This window comes from Chitinophaga tropicalis (assembly GCF_009758205.1).
Taxonomy (GTDB): Bacteria; Bacteroidota; Bacteroidia; order Chitinophagales; family Chitinophagaceae; genus Chitinophaga; species Chitinophaga tropicalis.
Genome location: NZ_WRXN01000007.1, coordinates 207,252 through 228,172 on the forward strand (window position 1 = coordinate 207,252; position 20,921 = coordinate 228,172).

Here is a 20,921-nt window from a genome sequence, read left to right on the forward strand (position 1 = left end):
ACATCAACTGCAGCTATCAGATCAGGATAGCATTGATCATAACATTTGCATGTTCCCTCGCTGCCTGGTCACTTTCGTAATAATCATGCAGCGTAGGCTTTTCTATGAAAGGGATTTTAGCCATTACCTCTTCGATAACCTCTGTCATTTGCAGGAACCCTATCCTGTTCTTCAGGAAAGCATGCACCACTTCTTCGTTGGCGGCATTCATGACACAGGCGGCATTTCCACCTTTATGCATGGCTTCTATGGCAATAGCCAGGTTACGGAATGTTTTGGTATCCGGCTGTTCGAAGGTCAGCGTTGGATTATTCCTGAAAGAGAACTTAGGGAAATCGTTAGGCAAACGTTCGGGGAAACCTAATGCCAGCTGTATAGGAAGCTTCATGTCAGGCTGTCCCAGCTGCGCTTTCAGGGAACCGTCCACAAATTCTACCATGGAGTGAATGATGGACTGAGGATGGATCACCACCTCGATCTTTTCAGGAGGCAGATTGAATAACCAGCGCGCCTCTATCATTTCCAGGCCTTTATTCATCAGGGTAGCACAGTCTATAGTGATCTTGGCCCCCATTCTCCAGTTGGGATGCTGCAGGGCATGATCTTTCTTGACGTTGATAAGGAAGTTGGGCTTTTTACCCAGGAAAGGCCCGCCGGAAGCGGTCAGGATCACCTTGTCCACTTTGCTCAGGGATTCTCCCATGAGGCACTGGAAGATGGCAGAATGCTCAGAATCTACCGGAATAACCGGAACATTCTTCCTGTTGGCGGTAGCCATTACTATATCTCCGGCCACTACCAGTGTTTCCTTGTTGGCAAGAGCGATAGGCGTACCCTGCTCTATAGCTGCCAGGGTTGGCGCCAGGCCTGCAAAGCCCATTACAGCTGCCAGCATCATATCTATAGTATTCCAGGCGGCCACTTCTACCATAGCTTTGGCGCCTGCAAATACCTTGATACCCTTATCAAATAATACTTCCTTTACTTTTTCATACTGTGCTTCATCTGCAATTACTACTGCATTAGGCCTGAACTGCAATGCCTGTTCTATTAACAGGTCAGCATTGTGACCACCGGTCAAAACCTCTACAGTGAATTTGTCCGGATGCGCTGCGATCACCTCCAGCGCCTGAATGCCAATAGATCCTGTTGAGCCGAATATGGCTATTTTCTTCTTACTCATTGCTGCAATAATAAGGGAAATAAGAGAAACCCGAATTAGGAATTAAGCAGAAGGAATTAAAGATATTGTTAAACTTTCTAATCTTTAATCCCTTCCTTCCTGACCGGTAATTCTCAAAATGCTGTCGATGCTTCTCAAAGCACGTAGCTGCCAAGGCCGTCAGCTAACGACCTGTCATTACTTAAACGGGGTACTTTATTCTGTCCGCCGAGCTTACCTACAGACTTCATATAGTCAATAAATCCCTGGCGGCGCACCTGTCTGATCTTCAGAGGCTGCAGGATATTACCGCGTAAAAGATCGTCATAATAAATGTTCTTTGAACGGAGATTTTCATCCACCTTCAGTGAAAATGCGGCCAGATCTGCCGGAGGATTCTCAAACTCTACAAACCACTCGTGATAAGGTAACTCTCCTCCTACCGCATTTACCATGGGCGCTACGGTAAACTCCGTGATCTGGAGGTTCTCTTCCTTTGCCGCCTTCATGAGGCTATATTCCACTTCTTCGCCGATGACATGTTCCCCAAACGCAGAAATAAAATGTTTTATACGTCCGGTTACCAGCAGGCGGTAAGGGTTGGTAGAAACAAATTTTACAGTGTCTCCTATATTATAAGCCCACAGCCCTGCGTTGGTGCTTACCACCAGTGCGTAGTTCACACCTACCTGTACATCTTTCAATGATAACCTGGTAGGATTGGGATTGAAGATCTCCTGAGCCGGTATGAATTCGTAGAAAATACCGGAATTGGTGTTCAGCAGCAGGCCTTTATGCTCCTGTGTATCCTGGAAGGCAAAGAAACCTTCGGAAGCGGGGAATGTCTCTATTGTATTAATAGGCCTTCCAATAGAAGCCATCAGTTTGGCACGGTAAGGTTCAAAATTCACGCCGCCATATACCAGCACATCCAGGTTTTTGAACAACTCACCAACAGGTTTACCGCTTCTTTCTATCAGCCTGTCAAAGTACATCTGCATCCATGGTGGAATACCGCTGATCAGGGCCATATCCTGGTTAATGGTCTCGTCGACGATCTTATCCAGCTTGGTTTCCCAGTCTTCTATACAGTTGGTTTCGTAAGAAGGCAGCTGGTTGGTGCGGAGATAACGGGGCACGTGATGGTTGACGATTCCGCTCAGGCGACCGTAAGGAATGCCTCCTACCCTTTCCAGTTCAGGAGAACCTGACAGGAAGATAAGCTTGCCACTGGCAAACTCGGTCTTTCCTGTTTCCGCCATATAAAGCAGTAAGGCATTACGGGCTGTATCAATATGATTGGATACCGAATCTTTTGTGATAGGAATATACTTTACACCACTGGTGGTACCTGAAGTTTTGGCGAGGTAAATAGGTAATCCTTTCCAGAGCACATTCTGTTTACCGTCCTTGATCTTATTAATGTAAGGTTTGAACTGCTCATAATCCCTTACAGGCACCGCCTGCTTGTAATCATTATAGGAATGGATATTGTCAAAATGATGATCTTTTCCAAATTCAGTTTTCCTGCCGGTTTTTATCAACTCCTCCAGGATAGCCTCCTGGTCTTCTACTGCCCTTTGCATTTCCTTCCTGATCTTGTTGGCTACAATGGAAGCAAATGGTTTGGCAAGCAGTGATTTAAGCTTCATGCCGATGATTTTAAAATAAGAGAAAGGACAAATGTATAAAATAAAAACTTTTATAGAAGTCAATAATGACAAGACCTGCCACAGTGTGAGTATACATGCTGCAATGCCCCTGCAGCCTGTTTTTTCCAGCAGCTGAGCCCGAAAAACAGCCTTATACAAAAAACTATATTAAAATAATATACGTATCTTTGAAAAGATAAATTGTTTTTCTCCTTCTATGTAACCCGGCCCTGGGAATACAAAAAAGGGAGAAAACTTTGTCAATTAGAAAACAAATCCTACTTTTGCAGGAAATTATTTTTGGATAACTATGTTTGCAGTTGTAAAAATCGCAGGTCAGCAATTCAAAGTACAAAAAGACCAGGAAATCTTTGTACAACAGTTGCAGGGAAATATTGGAGATAAAGTGCAGTTCTCTGACGTGTTGCTCACAGATAATGGTGGCCAGCTGACCGTTGGTACTGATGTAAAATCAGTGGTTAAAGCAGAGATCCTGAGCCATGTTCAGGGTGATAAGGTAATTGCCTTCAAAATGAAACGCAGAAAAGGTTTCAGAAAGAAGATCGGTCACCGTACACACTTCACAAAGATCCGGATCAACGAAATTGCTTAATTATTTTATTAAAGTTTTAAAACCTTAGATAGAAATGGCACATAAAAAAGGTGAAGGTAGTGTTAAGAATGGCCGTGACTCTCAAAGCAAAAGGCTGGGAGTAAAAATATTTGGTGGTCAACCTGCTGTATCTGGCAACATCATTGTTCGTCAGCGCGGTACCGTTTATCATCCTGGACAGAACGTAGGAATTGGTAGAGATTTTACCATTTTCGCAGTAGCAGATGGAGTTGTGGAATTCAGGAAAGGTCGTGAAAACAGGACCATCGTTTCCGTAAAATCATTTGACACCACTGCACAGGCCTAAAAACCTGGAACAGTGTTTGCCATAAAGTTTTTTATAATACCCAATTTTTTTTACTAACCCAAAATTCAAAAAACAATGGCAACAATTAAGAAAGCTGCTAAAAAAGCAGCTCCAAAGAAAGCCGCTCCTAAAAAGGCCGCTGCTAAGAAAGCTGCTCCTAAAAAAGCCGCTGCTAAGAAAGCTGCTCCTAAAAAGAAAGCTGCTGCTAAGAAAGCCGCTCCTAAGAAAGCTGCTGCTAAGAAAGCTGCTCCTAAAAAAGCTGCTGCTAAGAAAGCCGCTCCTAAAAAAGCTGCTGCTAAGAAAGCTGCTCCTAAAAAGGCTGCTGCTAAGAAAGCTGCTCCTAAAAAAGCCGCTGCTAAGAAAGCTGCTGCTAAGAAAGCCGCTCCTAAAAAAGCTGCTGCTAAGAAAGCTGCTCCTAAAAAGAAAGCCGCTGCTAAGAAAAAATCTTCAGCTCCAGCTCCAACTCCATCAGCGCCAATCGCTCCTGAGTTGTAAAAACGACTTTACAAACTGTAAAATAAAGGTCCTGGTTTTTAACCAGGATCTTTTTTTTGCTCTTTACATCCTCATTATGGCGTATTTTACCAGTAACTTAGCAGCTCACAATTCAATTTATGCTCGATAATTACGCCATAGCCGATAATTTTTCCCTCCTTTCCAAATTGATGGATATTCACGGGGAAAACAGTTTTAAAGCCAAATCTTTCTCCAGCGCAGCCTTTACGGTAGAAAAACTGCCCCTGCAGCTACAAACCATGCCCGCTGAAGAAATATCCAAAATAAAAGGCATAGGCGACTCTATCAGCAAAAGCATACAGGAAATGCTGCAAACCGGCAGATTCTCTGTCCTGGATACACATATCGAAAAAACACCTCCAGGCATACTGGAAATGCTGAAGATAAAAGGCCTGGGACCTAAAAAGATAGCTACCATCTGGAAAGAACTGGAAATAGAATCTCTCGGAGAATTACTGTATGCCTGTAACGAAAACCGTCTTACCTTGCTCAAAGGCTTTGGTCAGAAAACACAGGATGCGGTAGCACAAAGCATAGAATTCTATTTCAGCAACCAGGGCCGATACCTCTATGCACAGGTAGAAAAACTGGCTTTTGCTCTCGAGAAGCAACTGCAGGAAGAGCTGAATACACAGGTAGCACTTACGGGGCAATTCCGCAGGAATGAAAATATCATCGATGAAATAGAACTGGTAGCGGCCCTCCCTGCAGATGCGCTCCGCGAAAAGCTGCAGCAGGTAAAAGCACTCGCACCAGTTGCCAATGCAGAAGACGCATTACTGTGGGAACATGAGCAGCATGTAAAAATACGTTTCTACTCCGCTGCGGCCGACCGCTTCTCACAAACGCTCTTCACTACTACAGGAGATACAACCTTCCTGGAACACTTCAGTGCTGTGTATGATCTTTCCTCTCTGCCCGCAGGCATTACGGAAGAAGAGATATTCAGCAAAGCAGGAATGGACTACATTGAACCCTGCCTGCGCAACGGCGGATTATTCATAGACCTGGCGCGCAAAAAAACATTGCCTGAACTGATCACTCATAAAGACATTAAAGGCATTATTCACAGTCACAGCACCTGGAGCGACGGAGAACGATCCCTCGCCGAAATGGCAAAGGCTGCGAAAGAACAGGGGTATGAATACCTGGTGATCAGTGATCACTCACGCTCTGCATTCTACGCCAATGGCCTCAGTATAGAAAGGATACAGGCCCAGCATGCAGAGATCGATGAGCTGAATAAACAACTGGCACCATTCCGTATCTTTAAAAGCATTGAAGCAGATATATTGAATGACGGCAGCCTGGATTACCCGGACGAAATACTGGCTTCATTTGACCTGGTAATAGCCTCTGTACACTCCAACCTCAAGATGAGCGAGGAAAAAGCAATGAGCAGGCTACTGAAAGCCATAGAGAATCCATACACGACTATACTGGGACATATGACCGGCAGACTGCTGCTTAGCCGTAACGGTTATCCTGTCAATCATCAGCAGATCATTGATGCCTGCGCAGCCAATAATGTAGTGATAGAGCTGAACGCACATCCCCGCCGGCTGGATATAGACTGGCAATGGATACCATATGCGCTCGAAAAGAATGTACTGCTCTCCGTAGATCCGGATGCACACAGCATAGAAGGGTTTCATGATACTTATTACGGAACACTCGCCGCCCGCAAAGGAGGTCTTACCGCCTCCCGTAACCTTAGCAGCTTCTCTGCGGCAGAGCTATCCGCATATATCAGTAAGAAGAGGAAGAATTAACGAACGATAAAGTTTGATATGAAACTGATCTATGTATACGATGCCCTCTGCGGCTGGTGTTACGGCTTTACTCCCGTGATACAGGAACTGCAGAAACAACTGGGCGATCAGACAACTTTTGAAATATTGTCAGGTGGTATGTTCCTGAGCGCCAACCGCCGGCCTGCTTCCTCCATGCACGCTTACATCAGCGAAGCACACAAAAGCGTGGAAGATGTTACCGGCGTAAAGTTCGGTCCCGCATTCCTGGAAGAATACCTGAAAACAGACGATGTCATGGATTCAGAGAAACCAGGTATTGCTCTCACCATATTTAAGGAATACCAGCCACATAACGCTATCAGCTTTGCACATGATATGCAGGTAGCGCTTAACTACAACGGACAAAGCCTGAATGATGATAATACTTACCGCGCCCTGCTGGAGAAATACCAGGTGCCGGTAAACGAATTCCTGGAAAAACTACATGACGATGCTTATCGTTATGATACCATCCAGGAGTTTAACCAGGTAGCGCAATGGGGCATCACAGGATTCCCCGCTGCTATATTTGATGATGGAAAGGAATTGTTCCTCATAGCCCGCGGATTCACACCATTGGAACGCTTATTAGAAGTAATTGAAAAAATTAAAGTAAATAAATAATGAGCCTGTCAACAAAGAGTACATACCATATACAGGAAGCCTCTGTTAAAGACATCCCCACTATCCAGCAACTGGCAGAACAGATCTGGAGACCAACATACAAATCCATTCTCACTCCGGAGCAGATGGAATACATGATGAATATGATGTACAGTACTGAGTCACTCACCAGCCAGTTAACTAAACAAAAGCATCATTACCTGATCCTTTATAATATAGACGTTCCTATCGGTTACGCTTCCTATGCATACCTGGAAGCCCCCGGCATCTATAAACTGCATAAGATATACCTGCACCAGGATTACCAGGGAAAGGGCATCGGCAAGCTACTGATCAGTGCGGTAATAGATAAGGTAACAGCTGCCCAGGGCACCATACTTGAACTGGATGTGAACAGGGATAACAAAGCAAAGCTCTTCTACGAAAAACAAGGCTTTTCTGTCTATAAAGAGAAAGATACCAACATTGGAAACGGTTACTGGATGAATGATTATGTGATGAGGAAACCGTTATAAAAAAATCCAGCCTGGTAAAAATACCAGGCTGTTTCCCAAGTTAACCATTAAAAGACACAACTTTTCTAATTAAAATCTTTGAGGTGCATCCGGATAAATACATTCATCTTTAACACCTTCTCTGCTAATATTTACGATAAATGTTTAAACACGGATTTTATAGAAAATGTTTTTTTCGAAAAAAGTAATATTCACTCCAATTCATTATTAATCAGATACGTAGTAAAAAAAATCCCACACAGTTGGGTGTGGGATCATTACAATTGAGGTGTATCCGGTTAAAAATTCTCAGAATATCTTTGGCGCTACTTCATGATCAAAACTCCATCCAAACCGGAATCTGAGCATCAGTTCATGTGAAACCGTCTGTGCGCCTTTCAGGTTTGATGACATTGGTGTATCATAAGAATATCCCAACTCCAGCACAGGGGTTAGCCTTACCTGTACCAGGCCTGTCACCGTTTTCTCTGAACGCCAGGATGCGCCCAGCCATACCACATCTCTCAGCAGCACGCTGGTATTAATATCATAGTTCAAACCACTACCCTGCACCTGCCTCAGCAATACAGAAGGCTTGATCAGCACATCATCATTGATATGGTAAGCATATGCCGCCTGTAAATAGTAGTGGGATTTTGTAACTACCTTATTCACACTGTTGCCAAGGTCAAAGCTCTTAAATGTGGGTGCTGACAATCCCAGGTAAAAATTCTCGGAGAAAAGAGCAAAACCGAATCCGACATTTGTTTTCCAGTAACTCTGGTTTGCGGCAAAAGTAGGGTCTGTAGTGGTCAGCTCACTATTCCTTTCCTGGTATTGTGACATGCCGGCCTGCAACCCCATGGCCAGCTGGAATGTTTCACTCAGGGATACTTTCTGTGATGCCAGCAGGTTAAAGTCAGTACGTGACTGTACGGTAATTGTTTCCTTCATGGCAGAAAATCCGACACTTGTACCTTTTTCGTTCAATGGTGTATAAAACGATAGCGTAGCCGTTTTAGGGGCTCCATCCACGCCTACCCACTGATTACGTCCTACGGCCGTAATACTGGCTGATTCGTCCAGACTGGCGTATGCAGGATTCAGCACTAACCCGTTAAACATGTACTGGGAATAGATCGGATTCTGCTGAGCCCTTGCCGGTACACAAAACGCAACGCCGGTAAGTAGTGCTAAAAGAATTTTCTTCTTATCAATCATCTCTATCTTTTTATTACGATGAACCCTGTAGAACGTTCTTTTTTACCAGATGGATCTGTAGTATGAATAATGAAGAAGTAAGAACCATCGGGCACATCCTGTCCTTTGCCGGCGCCAACATTCGACTTACCATTGAAGTTGTTGCTCACATTATTATATCCTTTGGTAGTGAAAACTGTTCCACCCCAGCGGTTAAACACAGTCACTTCGTTCTGAGGATATTTATCGATGTTCTCTATCTGCATTACTTCATTACCCAGTCCGTCGTTATTCGGAGACAATGCCGGATGCACGCGCACCCTGCCGTTGTTGTTGTTCTCCCATCTGCCATCAGTAATAAAGCGCTCTACATAATCAGGTACACCATCACCATCCACATCACAATCCATACATATTTCAATTACCCCATTCGCTGTCATGATAGAATCGATTGCCGGTACATGCTGGTTAGATGATACAGTAGCTCTCAGCAACCTCATACCAAACATCCTTTCTGTTTCAACGCTATTCACCAGTACCGGTATCTCTGCATCTGTCTGGCCTGGCAGGATCAGCAGCGGAGTAATGGTGTTATCATAATCCTTCCCTCCTACTGCTGCCATTGTACCTTTAGGCAGTTCGCCGGCGGCAGGTGTATAGAATTCGTAATAGACAGTTACCAGGCGGGAGCTGGGCCTGTTCATTCTCAGCTTGAATGGCAATGGTACTCCCATTGTATCGAACGCTACCTGTACTGCATAACGGTTTGCTATATAGGTCAGTTTCAGTGAATCATTGTCTGTCACAGTATTCTTCAGTTCTGCCGCAATACCTACTATATATGGCGGATTGGTGCTGAGATTATTATACGGCATAACAGAGGCCTGGATCCAGCCATCATCGTCGCTGATATCGTTATCATTTACCCTGGCTTTGAAGCTCCTTTCTCTCAGGCCTGCAGGCATTGTCAGCACAAGCTGGTTGCCGGATACAGTACCACCACTCAGTGTCAGCGTCCTGTATATATCGTTTGTTACAGTTATTGTAACGGGCAGGTCTTTGGAGATGGCTTTGCTTGTTCTTACAACGAACTCTATCTCGTCACCTTCAGTGATAGAGCTGGTTGCAGCAAACAGGTTAACAGTGGGTGTATCAATATTAGAATTGTAGATGATGACCTGGGCTGTTTTAGCCAGATCAACAAATTCCCACTTAGCTACTGCCAGTATAGAGTTAGCGTCTGTAAGGGTAGGCTCGACTGTTTTGTCTGCTCCGGCAGTTAACAGGCCGGCAGGTGTTACAGCGATCAATGCACTGCTCTTACCGGCAGGTATCACTACAGTACCAGATAATGCGGTGTATTCTGTGCCCGGGATGGCAGTACCTGCCACATCATAACTTACAGTAACATCTTTGGTAGCGATCAGGGTAGAGTCATTGAAACGTACTTTAAAGCCACCTGCTGTTGAAGGCTGTGCAGCATCAGATGTTTTTTCTATCAGTATCTTACGTGCTTCTGCTTTAGGTCCTGTCGTTGCACTTTCATCATCACCAATATTAATTATCGCAGAAGAAACGTTCACGTTCAGGTTAATGGGGGAGCCTCCGTTGATAGCTACCGCTTTATTGAGTACGATAGACAGCAGCAGGTCACCCTGGAGTATCTGGTCATCCTTGATCAGTACCGGCACTGTTAACTCAGTTGCACCTGCAGGCACCACTGCTGTTTTGGCCAGCGCCTGTATGTTGGTGCTGCTGTATATTGTATTATAGGTAACCACTACATCTGAAGTGGATACTGCCGGCAGTTTGATCTTAAATGCACCATCGGTGGATGGTTCTGCAGCATCTTTCACTCTTTCAACAGTTACAGCTGCGCCGGTAAGGTCCAGCACTGTAAGCGGTGCAACGGCATCTACTGTATATCCTGTTGCGCTGGCATTGAACTGTAAAACTGTAGGACCTTCTATTTTGTAGTTGTTACCGATTTTCAGCCATAAAGTAATGTGGTTACTATCTTTTGGTATTGTTACTGTTGCAGGAATACCACTATAGTTAGTAAGGTCTGCTGTTGAAGAAGGATCTACTGAAATATCGAGGGAGATAGGTGTAGCAGCGATCAGTGAAGGATTGCTGAACCCTATTGTTACCATTCTGAAGCGGGTCTTATAAACAGCAGAAGAATCGTATACCATCTGTATGGAACCGCCGGTGGTAGCATCGTCAATAAACAGATCAAGACTATCTACTGTAGCGGAGGCCATGTCGCTGGTGCCTGTTATTCTCAGCAGCTCACTGCTTTCAACAATATTGTCTGTCAGCGCGCTGATGGTGAAATCTCCATATCCTGTAGCAGGATTAATTGCTACCAGTGCCGGCAAACCGGAATAATCTGCAGTAGTTGCCTGAGAAAGCACACTGGCAGAAGCAGAAACCGTTACGGTGCTGAATGGACGGATACCTGCAGGGAAGCTGGCGCGGACGGTAATGTTATTACCTTCCATTACATGTGTACCCTGGCTGGCCGGTTCTGGTGTAAAAGTGATCTTCCTGTTGGCAGGATCGCTACCGGTTGCATCCAGCATATTCAGTGTAAGAGAATCTCCTGTATAACCTGGCGCCTGGGCAACGATCACCAAAGTCTCATTATCATCCAGGATACCATCGATTAAAGCAGATACCGGTACCGGGATGGTCACTGAATTACCGCTCAGGGATACTGTTTGTGGAAGGCCGGAAAATCCTGCTGTAGCCTGGGAACTATTTCCCCTGCTGAGAGTTACATTTACCGGGGTAGAAGGCACAATGCCACCTGGTAAGCTAATAGTGATGTAAGCGCCTGTTCCTCCTTCTGTGATATCTGTACGGTCTGTAGTAACTTCCAGTTCAGGTATTACCACTTTATCCTTTATGATCACAGAGCCGGGATTTACCTGCAGTCCTGTTAAGACAGCTGAAGTAGCTGTGCCGCCCAGGATCAGGTTCTCATCGCCTTCTAAAATATTATCTTCTGTAATGGTAACGTTAGATGATACGCTGTTACCACTGCTCAGGGTGAGCGGAGATGTTTCCAGTGTAAAATCTGCAGCAGAAGCAGTAGAACCTGCAATCACATCAGGCGTGATCACTATAGGAACTTCTGTAGTAATGCCGGCAGGCAGATTGAATGAGAAAGAGTAACCTGTGCCGCCTTCATCCATCTGGGTGTGACTTGGTACTACTGTTATCTGTTTATTGGCCGCATTATCGCCTGTAGCATCCTGGATCACACCGCTGATGCTGTTAATGCTGAGACCTGTAATAGTAGTAGAGGAGCTGTTGAGCGTAAAGGCCTCATCCCCTTCCAGGATATTGTCGGTCACCGCTGTGAAAGCGTTGTTAATAGTGTAGCTATTGTTACCTGCAGGTAATGTGATAGTTGGACCGGCAGCATAATCTGTAGCTGCGGCAACTGAAGCAGCATCACGTGACAGGGTAATATTGATAGGCTCTTCAGCCACAACGCCTGTGGTGTTAAGGCTGATCTTTATTGCGCTGCTGGTACCTTCTTTCAGTGTGGTGGTCAGCAGTTCAACTTTTACATTTTTATTTCCGGCAACATCGCCTGTTGCATCTTTTATGGTAACCAGGCCGGAGTCTTTCGCAAAACCGGTTGGTGAAGCTACTATCCAGAGACTTTCGTCTGTTTCCAGGATATTGTCTGATTTAGCCTGTACTTTAGAAGGGAAGTTAACAGACTTAGCATTTTTAGCGATATTAACTGATGCCGGCAATGCGCTTACAAGATCTGCGCTTGTTGCTTTGGAACTAAGACCTCTTGAAATGGCTACTGATATCGCATAATTGGTTTTGATACCGTTAGGCAGGGCTACGTTCACAGTAGTACCGGCGTCTCCTTCAGTGATAGGATTCGGAGTTGCGGTAACCACCACTTTCATGTTGGGGTCGTAATCCATATCCCTGATAGACAGTGCTGGTCCCCAGAAACGGTAAACACGGCCGCCACCTACATTATCAACACCTATTACAGTCAGTTTGATACCTTCATCTACAGGCCCTTCCAGCAGCGCGTCTGCCGCTGTGCTGAAACGGATAAGAGAGGAAGTGCTGCCAGCCGGAATGCTATAATTAATGCCACTGTAAGTATCCAGCGTATAATCAAGATCTACCCATGCGGTAGAATCGTCTGCCTGCGGAGTCAGGGCTATTGGCACCTCGGTAGTTACTCCCGGGGGTAAATGCATGCTGAGATAACCACCATATCCCTCCGGGATGGGTAGTGTGCTGGAAGGCGAGACACAGTCTACGAGAATCTTTGAATAATTGGGATTCAGGTAGGTGCTGTCCATTATATTAATGTCCTTCTGTCCTGTAACGGGGATACCTAACATAGTACCCAGGAATTTCAGGGTCAGTTTCTCAGTATTTTCCAGGCATTTATCTGTTTTGGCAGTTACTATGAAATCGCCTGTGGTGAGGGTATTGGCCGGGATGGTCACAGTAGCAGGTACGATATAATCAGTATCTCCTGCAGTGGATGTAGCCAGTCTTGAAAAAGTGAGCACAATATCTTCAGGGCATGTAATGCCGGAAGCCAGGTTGATCCTGGCTTTTGTGAAATTACCCTCATAAAGTGAAGCGCTGTCTGTAACCATTACAAGCGAGCGGGCTTCATCATCCACAATGGTATAATCACATTCAGAGATACCTGAAATACTCATCAGGGATGTACAGGTAGATATGAGTTTCAGTCTGAGGGAACGGCTGTATTGTAACTGATCGTTCCCTATCACATGCAGGTTGGGAATGGCAACGGTCTTACCGCTACCGGAATAATCGCCCGCGGGGATCAGTACTGCCGTCTGTGGCAGTTTGAAGTCTGTTCCTTCTACTGCAGGGTGAGAATAATAAGGATATGTAGGATCATATTCCAGCAGGACATATACCGGCGCATTCAGTTTACCGCCGGATACATTCAGAGTCAGCCCTGAAGCAGGCTTTTCACCATCGGCGGCGCTGCCTTCATTGCCTGACAGGGTAGCGCTGCTGAATGCAACGGTAACAGGTGCAAAACCGGCAACAGGAATAGAGTCATTCACAGCTGCAATGTTGTCAAACTCGGTCATGGAAGTACCGTAACCTGACAATACGCGGAAGGTTTTGAAGTTATAGGGAGCAGGCGCCACCAGGTCTTCAAACATGCCTCCCATATGACGCATAATACCCATAGAGCGGGCATTGCCGTCTATACCGTTAGCTACAGTATTGTATGGGAAGTTACCGTCATCATTAATATAGAAACGGTGACCGGGTACGGACACCTCGAAGGAGCTGAGTCTTTTAGCAGTACGGTACACATGGCTGCGTGGTGCATCAGGGGTAGATGAGCAGGAAGCATCCCTGTATATACCTACGGTGGTAGAATCTGCGTTTACAAAACCATAAGCGCAGGTACTGGCATCGTCAGGGTTGCCACCGGGGATCATGCCCATTACCGCCTGTTCTGACAAATAGAACAGGGCGCTTGTTTTATAGCTGGTACTGGGCAAATGCAGGATGTAATCCAGGAAAAAGTAGTTATTGCCCTGTACATAACTGATAATAGTGGTAACGGTACCGGTTTGCCCGGTAGGATAGTTCTTGTATTTATCGAGGATGGTACCTACTATCTGTACAGTATACGGATCTGCGGTGGTACCTGAACCGGCTACAGGGGAAATGTAACATACGGAAGGAGATTTCAGGCTGGCTCCTGTCAGGTAATCGGTATTTCTGAAATCGAAATATGACCTCATACCCTGGGAGCTGTCTGTCCTTATATAGCTTTCAAGCAATCCTTTCCTTGTCACCTTGATACCGCCATCGCTCAATACCTCGATCTTCAGGTCTGTTGCAGCACTGGTTCCTCCGGTGGGATTGATAACAGCTTTAACTGTCTGCGCGTTTACCTTGCCACATATCAGAAGCAACAACATAATCCCGTAAAGGGCATACTGCTTTCTGACGAACAATGCTGAAATGCGGCATGTCATAGGATTGGGAATTTTGAACATAGTAAAGCGTGTAACGTTGTATTATCCATCTAAAAACGTTTATGGTCACTGTTGAGCTATGGGATTATATGACGGCACCGGTTTACCCTGGGGGTTCTCCGTTTATCAAACAATTCACAGCAGCAGTTAGAACCACCCGGTATTATCCTGAATAAAATAAGGACAATACATATATATACGAAATACAAACATATTCATATTTCCATATTTATGCAAAATATTTTATATGATTTGTTAATATGTCAGGGGTTTCTATGTGGATAACAGCGTTTAATGTGTATTTATCAATGTTTTAGTTATCCACATTTTTGACGGGAAAAACATTATTTTTTTATGAAGAAGATGTTACAACGCGGAGTTTGTGGATAAAGGGTGGATTACAAATGTTCTGTTATCGGGAAGAAAAAAAGAACAAACGTATAGTTATAACCCATAAAATAAAGCTAGATTTGCACAAAACAAGTTAAAATGTCTACAATAGCTAATTCCAACATTGACTTTAACCTTGCCTACAAGGTAAAGGATATGTCTCTGGCCGAGTGGGGACGTAAAGAAATTGAACTCGCAGAAGCTGAAATGCCGGGATTGATGTCCCTCAGGGAAGAATATGGTAATACCAAGCCTTTACAGGGCGCCCGTATAGCGGGTTGTTTACATATGACCATCCAGACTGCTGTATTGATCGAGACCCTGGTACACCTGGGTGCTGAGGTACGCTGGAGCTCCTGCAATATCTTTTCTACTCAGGACCATGCTGCTGCTGCGGTTGCTGCTGCAGGTGTTCCTGTATTTGCCTGGAAAGGCCTGAATGAGAAAGATTTTGACTGGTGCATTGAGCAGACCCTGTTTTTTGGCAGCCAGGACCGTCCGCTGAACATGATCCTGGATGATGGTGGTGACCTGACCAACATGGTATTTGATAAATATCCTGAGCTGATCCAGCATGTGAAAGGCCTGAGTGAAGAAACCACTACCGGTGTACACCGTCTGTATGAGCGTATGCAGAAAGGTACTTTGCCTATTCCTGCTATCAACATCAATGACTCTGTTACCAAATCCAAATTCGATAATAAATACGGTTGCCGTGAGTCCTGTGTAGATGCTATCCGTCGTGCTACAGACGTGATGATTGCAGGTAAAGTTGCAGTTGTTGCCGGTTTTGGTGATGTGGGTAAAGGTTCTGCCGAGTCTCTGAGAGGTGCAGGCGCCCGCGTAATAGTTACTGAAATAGATCCTATCTGCGCCCTGCAGGCTGCAATGGAAGGCTATGAAGTAAAGAAAATGACTGATGCCGTGAAGGAAGCTGATATCATTGTAACCACTACCGGTTGCCGTGACATCATCAACGGAGATCATTTCAAATTAATGAAAGATAAATGTATCGTTTCCAATATCGGCCACTTTGATATTGAGATAGACGTTGCATGGCTGAATAAGAATTACGGCAATACGAAAGTTGAGATCAAACCTCAGGTAGATAAATACACTATCGACGGTAAAGATATCATCCTGCTGGCTGAAGGCCGCCTGGTGAACCTGGGTTGCGCTACCGGCCACCCATCTTTCGTAATGAGCAACTCTTTCACCAACCAGACACTGGCTCAGCTGGAACTGTGGACTAACGCAGGTAACTATGAGAACAAGGTATATGTGCTGCCTAAACACCTGGATGAGAAAGTAGCACGCCTGCACCTGAAGAAGATTGGTGTGGAGCTGGATGTGCTGACACCAGCGCAGTCTGAATACCTGAACATTCCTGCTGAAGGACCTTACAAACCTGATTACTACAGGTACTAATATTGTGGTTTTACCTGTTACTAGCTGCAGGTTAAAAACGCTCTCATTAAAAAGCTTTCGTCTCAAAAGGGCGAAAGCTTTTTTTATGCGGCCTGATAGTGTATCCGTTTTTTTTGCGCTGCGCGCGACTAATTTTTTTAATGATGGGATTTGGCCTGCGACTGACTGAAAGCAAAGGAAAATTTTCCCTTAATTTTGCAGCATGACCAAGCTAAGCGTAAACATTAACAAGTTTGCCACACTGCGCAACGCGCGGGGCGGCAACCTGCCGGATATACTGAAAGTAGCAGAAGATTGCGAACGTTTCGGCGCTGACGGGATCACCGTACATCCAAGACCGGATGAGCGTCATATCCGCTACCAGGATGTAAGAGACCTCAAACCGCTGGTAAAGACAGAATTTAACATTGAAGGCTATCCCTCGAAAGATTTCATGGACCTGGTGCTGGCAGTAAAACCTCACCAATGTACCCTGGTACCGGACCCTCCCGGCGCTATTACCTCCAATACCGGATGGGATACCGTTCAAAACCAGTCTTTCCTGAAAGAAGTGATAGGCACCCTGAAAGCGAACGGCATCCGCGTATCTATTTTCCTGAATGCAGAACCAGATAAGGTAGAAGCCGCCAAAACCGCTGGTGCTGACCGTATTGAGTTATATACCGGTCCTTATGCGGAAGAATATGCCAGGGCACGTACGCAGCCGCAGAACCTGCAGCTGTTCAACGACTATAAGAACACTGCCCGTGCAGCTACCGCCGCTGGCCTGGACATTAATGCCGGACATGATCTGAACCTGGATAACCTCCGTTTCTTCAAGCTGCATATTCCCCAGCTGAAAGAAGTATCTATCGGGCATGCGCTGGTATGCGACGCACTGTACTTCGGATTGGAAAATACCATCCAGCTGTATAAAAGACAATTGACAGAAGCATAATAATTTATAAGGGGGCTTTCAGCCTCCTTTCTTTTAAAAGCTCCATTCCTTCAACGGTACATTCAATCCCAGCTGGTTCAATGCCTCACTGCGCTGATACCAGGAACGCGCGTACCTGATCTGCAACTTACGGGTAATCACCCCTACTCCACCGGAAAAACCACTTAATCCTTTTTGTTGCGATAAGCCCAGTTCCTGCCGTCTCAGATGGTTATACGAAGCTGTCAGCTGTACATATTTCCCTATTTCCCACTGCGCAGCCAGCACAAAATGCCGGAAGATCTTATCAGTCGTATTGCCGATAGCAAGCGTATCTCCATCGGTGATAATGCCGCCTTCCTGGAAATCGGGGTCAGCATAACGGATATCAAACTGGTAAATATGATGCAGGGTGGCCGATAATTCCAGCGGTATCTTATTGAGTTTTTTAGACACGCCAACCTGGAGATCAAAAGGCAGGGGCTCCTGGTTACCGGCGGTATATGTTCTGAACTGGGCACCCATATTACGCGCTACCAGTCCTGCCTGCCAGTGCCGGGACGTATCCTGGTAGGTTAACCCGAAATGTACGGCCAGCCCGTTGGCTTTATATTGCTGGTAGGCAGATTGTATAAACTGCAGGCTGATACCATAATGCCATCTTTCCAGGTAGCGGCGGGAAGCCGTCAGTTGCCAGGCCATGTCCCGGGGACGAAAAGTACCCTGGATATTACCTGCAGCATCTGTTTGGGTAACGCTGCCATAGTCTATATACTGCACACTGCCGGCCAGGGTGGTATTCAATCTATCAAGATGATACCCGAACAGGCAATGGGCATATTTCACATCAGAGAAGTAACCGGTATAATTGACCTGCAGATGCTGGTGCATTGTTTCCCTTAATAGTGCAGGATTCAGTGCAGAGAGGGCAATATCATGCTGTTGTGAGCTGACATTCACTCCTCCGAGGGCTGAAATTTGCGGGGAAACGGGCAGATCAAGGAAAGAAAAGACATTTTTGCCGCCCAGGACCTGGGCTACGGTTGTCTGTACAGATATACAGAGGCATAGGAATAGTATACAATTCTTCCTCATAGGAAGCATAAAACTAACTAATAATAAACAATAAAGCCATTCCGTGATCAGCAGAATGGCTTTATTGAACCCTTAAAACAATCAACATTAATATCCACAGCCGGACACAACTGTCAGAACCGGCATGGGAATGTTACTTCTTTAATAACGCTATATCGATCACTTGGTTCATTTCTTTTACAAAATGGAACTTTAATCCTTTAATATAGTCAGGGTTGATCTCTTTGATATCTTTTTCATTCTGCCAGCAGAGGATAATTTCTTTGATACCCGCCCTTTTGGCAGCCAGTATTTTTTCCTTGATCCCTCCTACGGGCAGTACCTGTCCGCGCAGGGTGATCTCGCCCGTCATAGCCAGGTAAGATCTTACTTTCCTGCCTGTAAATGCTGAGGTCAGGGCTGTAAGCATGGTGATACCGGCACTTGGGCCATCTTTAGGCACTGCACCTTCCGGTACGTGGATATGGATGTTCCGGTGTGACAATAACTTAGGATCTATTTTCAGGTCTTTTGCATTGGCCTGGATATAGCTCAGTGCCGTACTGGCAGATTCTTTCATGACATTGCCCAGGTTGCCCGTCAGCTTCAGTTCTCCTTTACCTTCACTCAGGCTGCTTTCTATAAAGAGGATGTCTCCTCCTACATATGTCCAGGCCAGTCCCACGGCTACGCCGGCAGGATTGCCCACTTTATAGATCTCGTTGGAGTAACGCGGTTTACCCAGTATTTCTTCCACATGCTCTTCCGTCAGCGTATCCGGTACTTCTTCTTCCAGCGCCACATCTTTGGCAATGGAGCGCATAATGGATGCCAGCTGTCTGTCCAGCTCACGTACCCCGCTTTCACGGGTATAATCCTGTATGATCCTGTCCAGTACACTGTTGCTGATACGCATTTTGAGCGATTTCAGGCCGTGTGCGTCTTTCTGTTTGGGGACCAGGTGACGTTTGGCTATTTCTACTTTCTCTTCTATTGAATATCCGCTGAGGTCGATGATCTCCAGGCGGTCTTTCAGAGCAGGGGGAATAGCATTGATATTATTGGCCGTAGCTATGAATAATACCTTGCTCAGGTCATACTCCAGCTCCAGGTAGTTGTCATAGAAAGTGCCGTTCTGTTCAGGGTCGAGTACTTCCAGCATAGCTGAACTAGGGTCTCCGCGATGGTCGTTGCCCAGCTTGTCTATCTCGTCCAGGATCATTACCGGGTTAGAGGTCTTTATCTTACGGATGGACTGCAGGATACGGCCGGGCATAGCGCCGATATATGTTTTACGGTGACCGCGGATCTCGCTTTCGTCATGCAGGCCGCCAAGGCTCAGGCGAACGTATTTACGTCCGATAGCACTGGCGATGGAACGGCCCAGGGAAGTTTTACCGATACCCGGAGGGCCTACAAAACAGAGTATAGGCGACTTCATGTCTCCTTTCAGTTTCAGTACTGCCAGGTATTCCAGTATCCTTTCCTTGATCTTGTCCATTCCGTAATGGTCATTATCCAGGATTTTTTTAGCCTTTTTCAGGTCGTAGCTGTCTTCCGTATATTCCTTCCAGGGCAGGTCCAGCATAAGGTCCAGGTGGTTATATACCACTGAATAATCCGGTGTGCTGGGGTGCATACGCTCCAGCTTTTCCACTCCTTTGCGGAACAGCTCTGCGGCTGCTTCTGTCCACTGTTTCTTCTCTGCCTTGCGTTGCAGTTCTTTTACTTCTCTGTCGTTCGTATCGCCACCCAGTTCTTCTTTAATAGACTTCAGCTGTTGCTGCAGGAAGTATTCCCGCTGCTGTTTGTCCAGGTCTGCCTTGGTTTTGTTGGTGATCTTGTTCTTCAGTTCTGCCAGCTGCAGTTCTACCTGCAGAAGTTTCAGGAGGAGCTCTGCACGGGTACGGAGGTTATTGATTTCCAGCAGCTGCTGTTTATCTTTCAGATCACAGTTCAGGTTGGAAGACACGAAGTGCACCAGGAAAGATTCATTCTCAATATTTTTGAGGATGATGCTTGCTTCTGAGGGCAGGTTGGGTGATAGCTGGATGATCTGGCCAGCCAGATCTTTAATGGAGGAGATATATGCGTCAAACTCAGGATCATCCGTCACTATTTCATCGTGCATGATCTCTATCTTAGCTTTGAAATAGGGATCTTCAGTCACAATTTCCTCTATCCTGAATCTCTTACGTCCCTGTATAATGATGGTAGTACCTCCGTCAGGCATTTTAATCAGCTTGACAATACGCGCCACAGTACCAACACTGGCCAGATCCAGTACTTCCGGATCTTCTATTGTGCTATCTTTCTGTGCAACCACACCTATCAGCTTATCTCCTTTATAGGCATCGTTTACAGCTTTTATGGATTTATCCCTGCCAACAGTAATAGGTAATACCACACCAGGAAAGAGTACAGTATTTCTAAGTGGTAACAAGGCCAGTTCATCAGGTATTTTATCTTCTTCCTGCCCTTCTCCGTCCTCATTCAGGGGGATAATAGGCATGAACTCCATTTCTTCTTCCGAATTTGTTAAATAGAATCTATTCATCTGCGTTGTTTGTTCAGGAAAGCGCCAAATTGTCAGGCCAGCGGACTGCTTTCCATATAATTATATATGCACGGTATATTGTCAAGTTTAGTGCCACATGAAAGGGTAAAGCTAAATTAAAAAAGTCGCCTTGTTATTTAACGAGGCGACTTTTTAATATTGT

14 protein-coding genes are annotated in these 20,921 nt (G+C 45.5%); 8 read left to right on the forward strand and 6 right to left on the reverse strand.

Features of this window, described 5'->3' with window-relative positions:
• Nucleotides 1-16: 16 nt before the first annotated feature.
• Together GO493_RS17450 and GO493_RS17455 are read right to left on the reverse strand one after the other, a co-directional pair.
• Nucleotides 17-1,183: a 1-deoxy-D-xylulose-5-phosphate reductoisomerase gene (locus GO493_RS17450; protein ID WP_157307501.1), complete on the reverse strand. Its 1,167-nt coding sequence runs from the start codon at nt 1,181-1,183 to the stop codon at nt 17-19.
• A 134-nt stretch (nt 1,184-1,317) separates the two neighbouring features.
• Nucleotides 1,318-2,814, reverse strand: coding sequence for a GH3 auxin-responsive promoter family protein (locus GO493_RS17455; RefSeq protein WP_157307502.1), 1,497 nt, complete (start codon nt 2,812-2,814; stop codon nt 1,318-1,320).
• 310 nt (nt 2,815-3,124) lie between these two features.
• Between GO493_RS17455 and rplU the strand changes: the two genes are divergently transcribed.
• From rplU to GO493_RS17485, 6 genes are all read left to right on the forward strand, one after another.
• On the forward strand, nt 3,125-3,427 hold the full coding sequence (gene rplU, locus GO493_RS17460; protein WP_157307503.1) for a 50S ribosomal protein L21: 303 nt from the start codon (nt 3,125-3,127) through the stop codon (nt 3,425-3,427).
• Nucleotides 3,428-3,461: 34 nt separating this feature from the next.
• The gene (rpmA, locus tag GO493_RS17465) at nt 3,462-3,734 is read left to right on the forward strand and encodes a 50S ribosomal protein L27 (RefSeq protein WP_157307504.1); all 273 of its coding nucleotides are present in this window, start codon (nt 3,462-3,464) and stop codon (nt 3,732-3,734) included.
• A 75-nt stretch (nt 3,735-3,809) separates the two neighbouring features.
• The gene (locus GO493_RS17470; protein ID WP_157307505.1) at nt 3,810-4,229 is read left to right on the forward strand and encodes a histone H1-like repetitive region-containing protein; all 420 of its coding nucleotides are present in this window, start codon (nt 3,810-3,812) and stop codon (nt 4,227-4,229) included.
• Nucleotides 4,230-4,348: 119 nt separating this feature from the next.
• On the forward strand, nt 4,349-6,022 hold the full coding sequence (locus GO493_RS17475; RefSeq protein ID WP_157307506.1) for a DNA polymerase/3'-5' exonuclease PolX: 1,674 nt from the start codon (nt 4,349-4,351) through the stop codon (nt 6,020-6,022).
• 18 nt (nt 6,023-6,040) lie between these two features.
• Complete coding sequence (locus tag GO493_RS17480; protein ID WP_157307507.1) at nt 6,041-6,667, forward strand: DsbA family protein; 627 nt, start codon at nt 6,041-6,043, stop codon at nt 6,665-6,667.
• Complete coding sequence (locus tag GO493_RS17485; protein WP_157307508.1) at nt 6,667-7,182, forward strand: GNAT family N-acetyltransferase; 516 nt, start codon at nt 6,667-6,669, stop codon at nt 7,180-7,182. The genes GO493_RS17480 and GO493_RS17485 overlap by 1 nt, the downstream gene beginning before the upstream one ends.
• A 288-nt stretch (nt 7,183-7,470) precedes the next feature.
• On the opposite strand, the gene GO493_RS17490 is transcribed toward GO493_RS17485, so the two are convergent.
• Nucleotides 7,471-8,382: a PorP/SprF family type IX secretion system membrane protein gene (locus tag GO493_RS17490; RefSeq protein ID WP_157307509.1), complete on the reverse strand. Its 912-nt coding sequence runs from the start codon at nt 8,380-8,382 to the stop codon at nt 7,471-7,473.
• A 2-nt stretch (nt 8,383-8,384) separates the two neighbouring features.
• The gene (locus GO493_RS17495; protein WP_198315748.1) at nt 8,385-14,393 is read right to left on the reverse strand and encodes a gliding motility-associated C-terminal domain-containing protein; all 6,009 of its coding nucleotides are present in this window, start codon (nt 14,391-14,393) and stop codon (nt 8,385-8,387) included.
• A gap of 489 nt (nt 14,394-14,882) precedes the next feature.
• Between GO493_RS17495 and ahcY the strand changes: the two genes are divergently transcribed.
• Complete coding sequence (gene ahcY / locus GO493_RS17500; protein ID WP_157307511.1) at nt 14,883-16,211, forward strand: adenosylhomocysteinase; 1,329 nt, start codon at nt 14,883-14,885, stop codon at nt 16,209-16,211.
• A gap of 202 nt (nt 16,212-16,413) precedes the next feature.
• Nucleotides 16,414-17,148 (forward strand): pyridoxine 5'-phosphate synthase, encoded by a 735-nt coding sequence (locus tag GO493_RS17505; protein WP_157307512.1) that lies wholly within the window; start codon nt 16,414-16,416, stop codon nt 17,146-17,148.
• 33 nt (nt 17,149-17,181) lie between these two features.
• Here the strand turns inward: GO493_RS17505 and porQ are convergent, their stop codons facing one another.
• On the reverse strand, nt 17,182-18,222 hold the full coding sequence (porQ, locus tag GO493_RS17510) for a type IX secretion system protein PorQ (RefSeq protein WP_157307513.1): 1,041 nt from the start codon (nt 18,220-18,222) through the stop codon (nt 17,182-17,184).
• Nucleotides 18,223-18,355: 133 nt separating this feature from the next.
• Entirely contained in the window at nt 18,356-20,758 is a 2,403-nt protein-coding gene (lon, locus tag GO493_RS17515) for an endopeptidase La (RefSeq protein WP_157307514.1), read from the reverse strand.
• Nucleotides 20,759-20,921 lie beyond the last annotated feature (163 nt).

Coding starts and splice junctions, on each gene's coding strand:
- GO493_RS17450 (WP_157307501.1), bottom strand. CDS start 1,183: ATGAGTAAGAAGAAAATAGCCATATTCGGCTCAACAGGATCTATTGGC.
- GO493_RS17455 (WP_157307502.1), bottom strand. CDS start 2,814: ATGAAGCTTAAATCACTGCTTGCCAAACCATTTGCTTCCATTGTAGCC.
- rplU (WP_157307503.1), top strand. CDS start 3,125: ATGTTTGCAGTTGTAAAAATCGCAGGTCAGCAATTCAAAGTACAAAAA.
- rpmA (WP_157307504.1), top strand. CDS start 3,462: ATGGCACATAAAAAAGGTGAAGGTAGTGTTAAGAATGGCCGTGACTCT.
- GO493_RS17470 (WP_157307505.1), top strand. CDS start 3,810: ATGGCAACAATTAAGAAAGCTGCTAAAAAAGCAGCTCCAAAGAAAGCC.
- GO493_RS17475 (WP_157307506.1), top strand. CDS start 4,349: ATGCTCGATAATTACGCCATAGCCGATAATTTTTCCCTCCTTTCCAAA.
- GO493_RS17480 (WP_157307507.1), top strand. CDS start 6,041: ATGAAACTGATCTATGTATACGATGCCCTCTGCGGCTGGTGTTACGGC.
- GO493_RS17485 (WP_157307508.1), top strand. CDS start 6,667: ATGAGCCTGTCAACAAAGAGTACATACCATATACAGGAAGCCTCTGTT.
- GO493_RS17490 (WP_157307509.1), bottom strand. CDS start 8,382: ATGATTGATAAGAAGAAAATTCTTTTAGCACTACTTACCGGCGTTGCG.
- GO493_RS17495 (WP_198315748.1), bottom strand. CDS start 14,393: ATGACATGCCGCATTTCAGCATTGTTCGTCAGAAAGCAGTATGCCCTT.
- ahcY (WP_157307511.1), top strand. CDS start 14,883: ATGTCTACAATAGCTAATTCCAACATTGACTTTAACCTTGCCTACAAG.
- GO493_RS17505 (WP_157307512.1), top strand. CDS start 16,414: ATGACCAAGCTAAGCGTAAACATTAACAAGTTTGCCACACTGCGCAAC.
- porQ (WP_157307513.1), bottom strand. CDS start 18,222: ATGAGGAAGAATTGTATACTATTCCTATGCCTCTGTATATCTGTACAG.
- lon (WP_157307514.1), bottom strand. CDS start 20,758: ATGAATAGATTCTATTTAACAAATTCGGAAGAAGAAATGGAGTTCATG.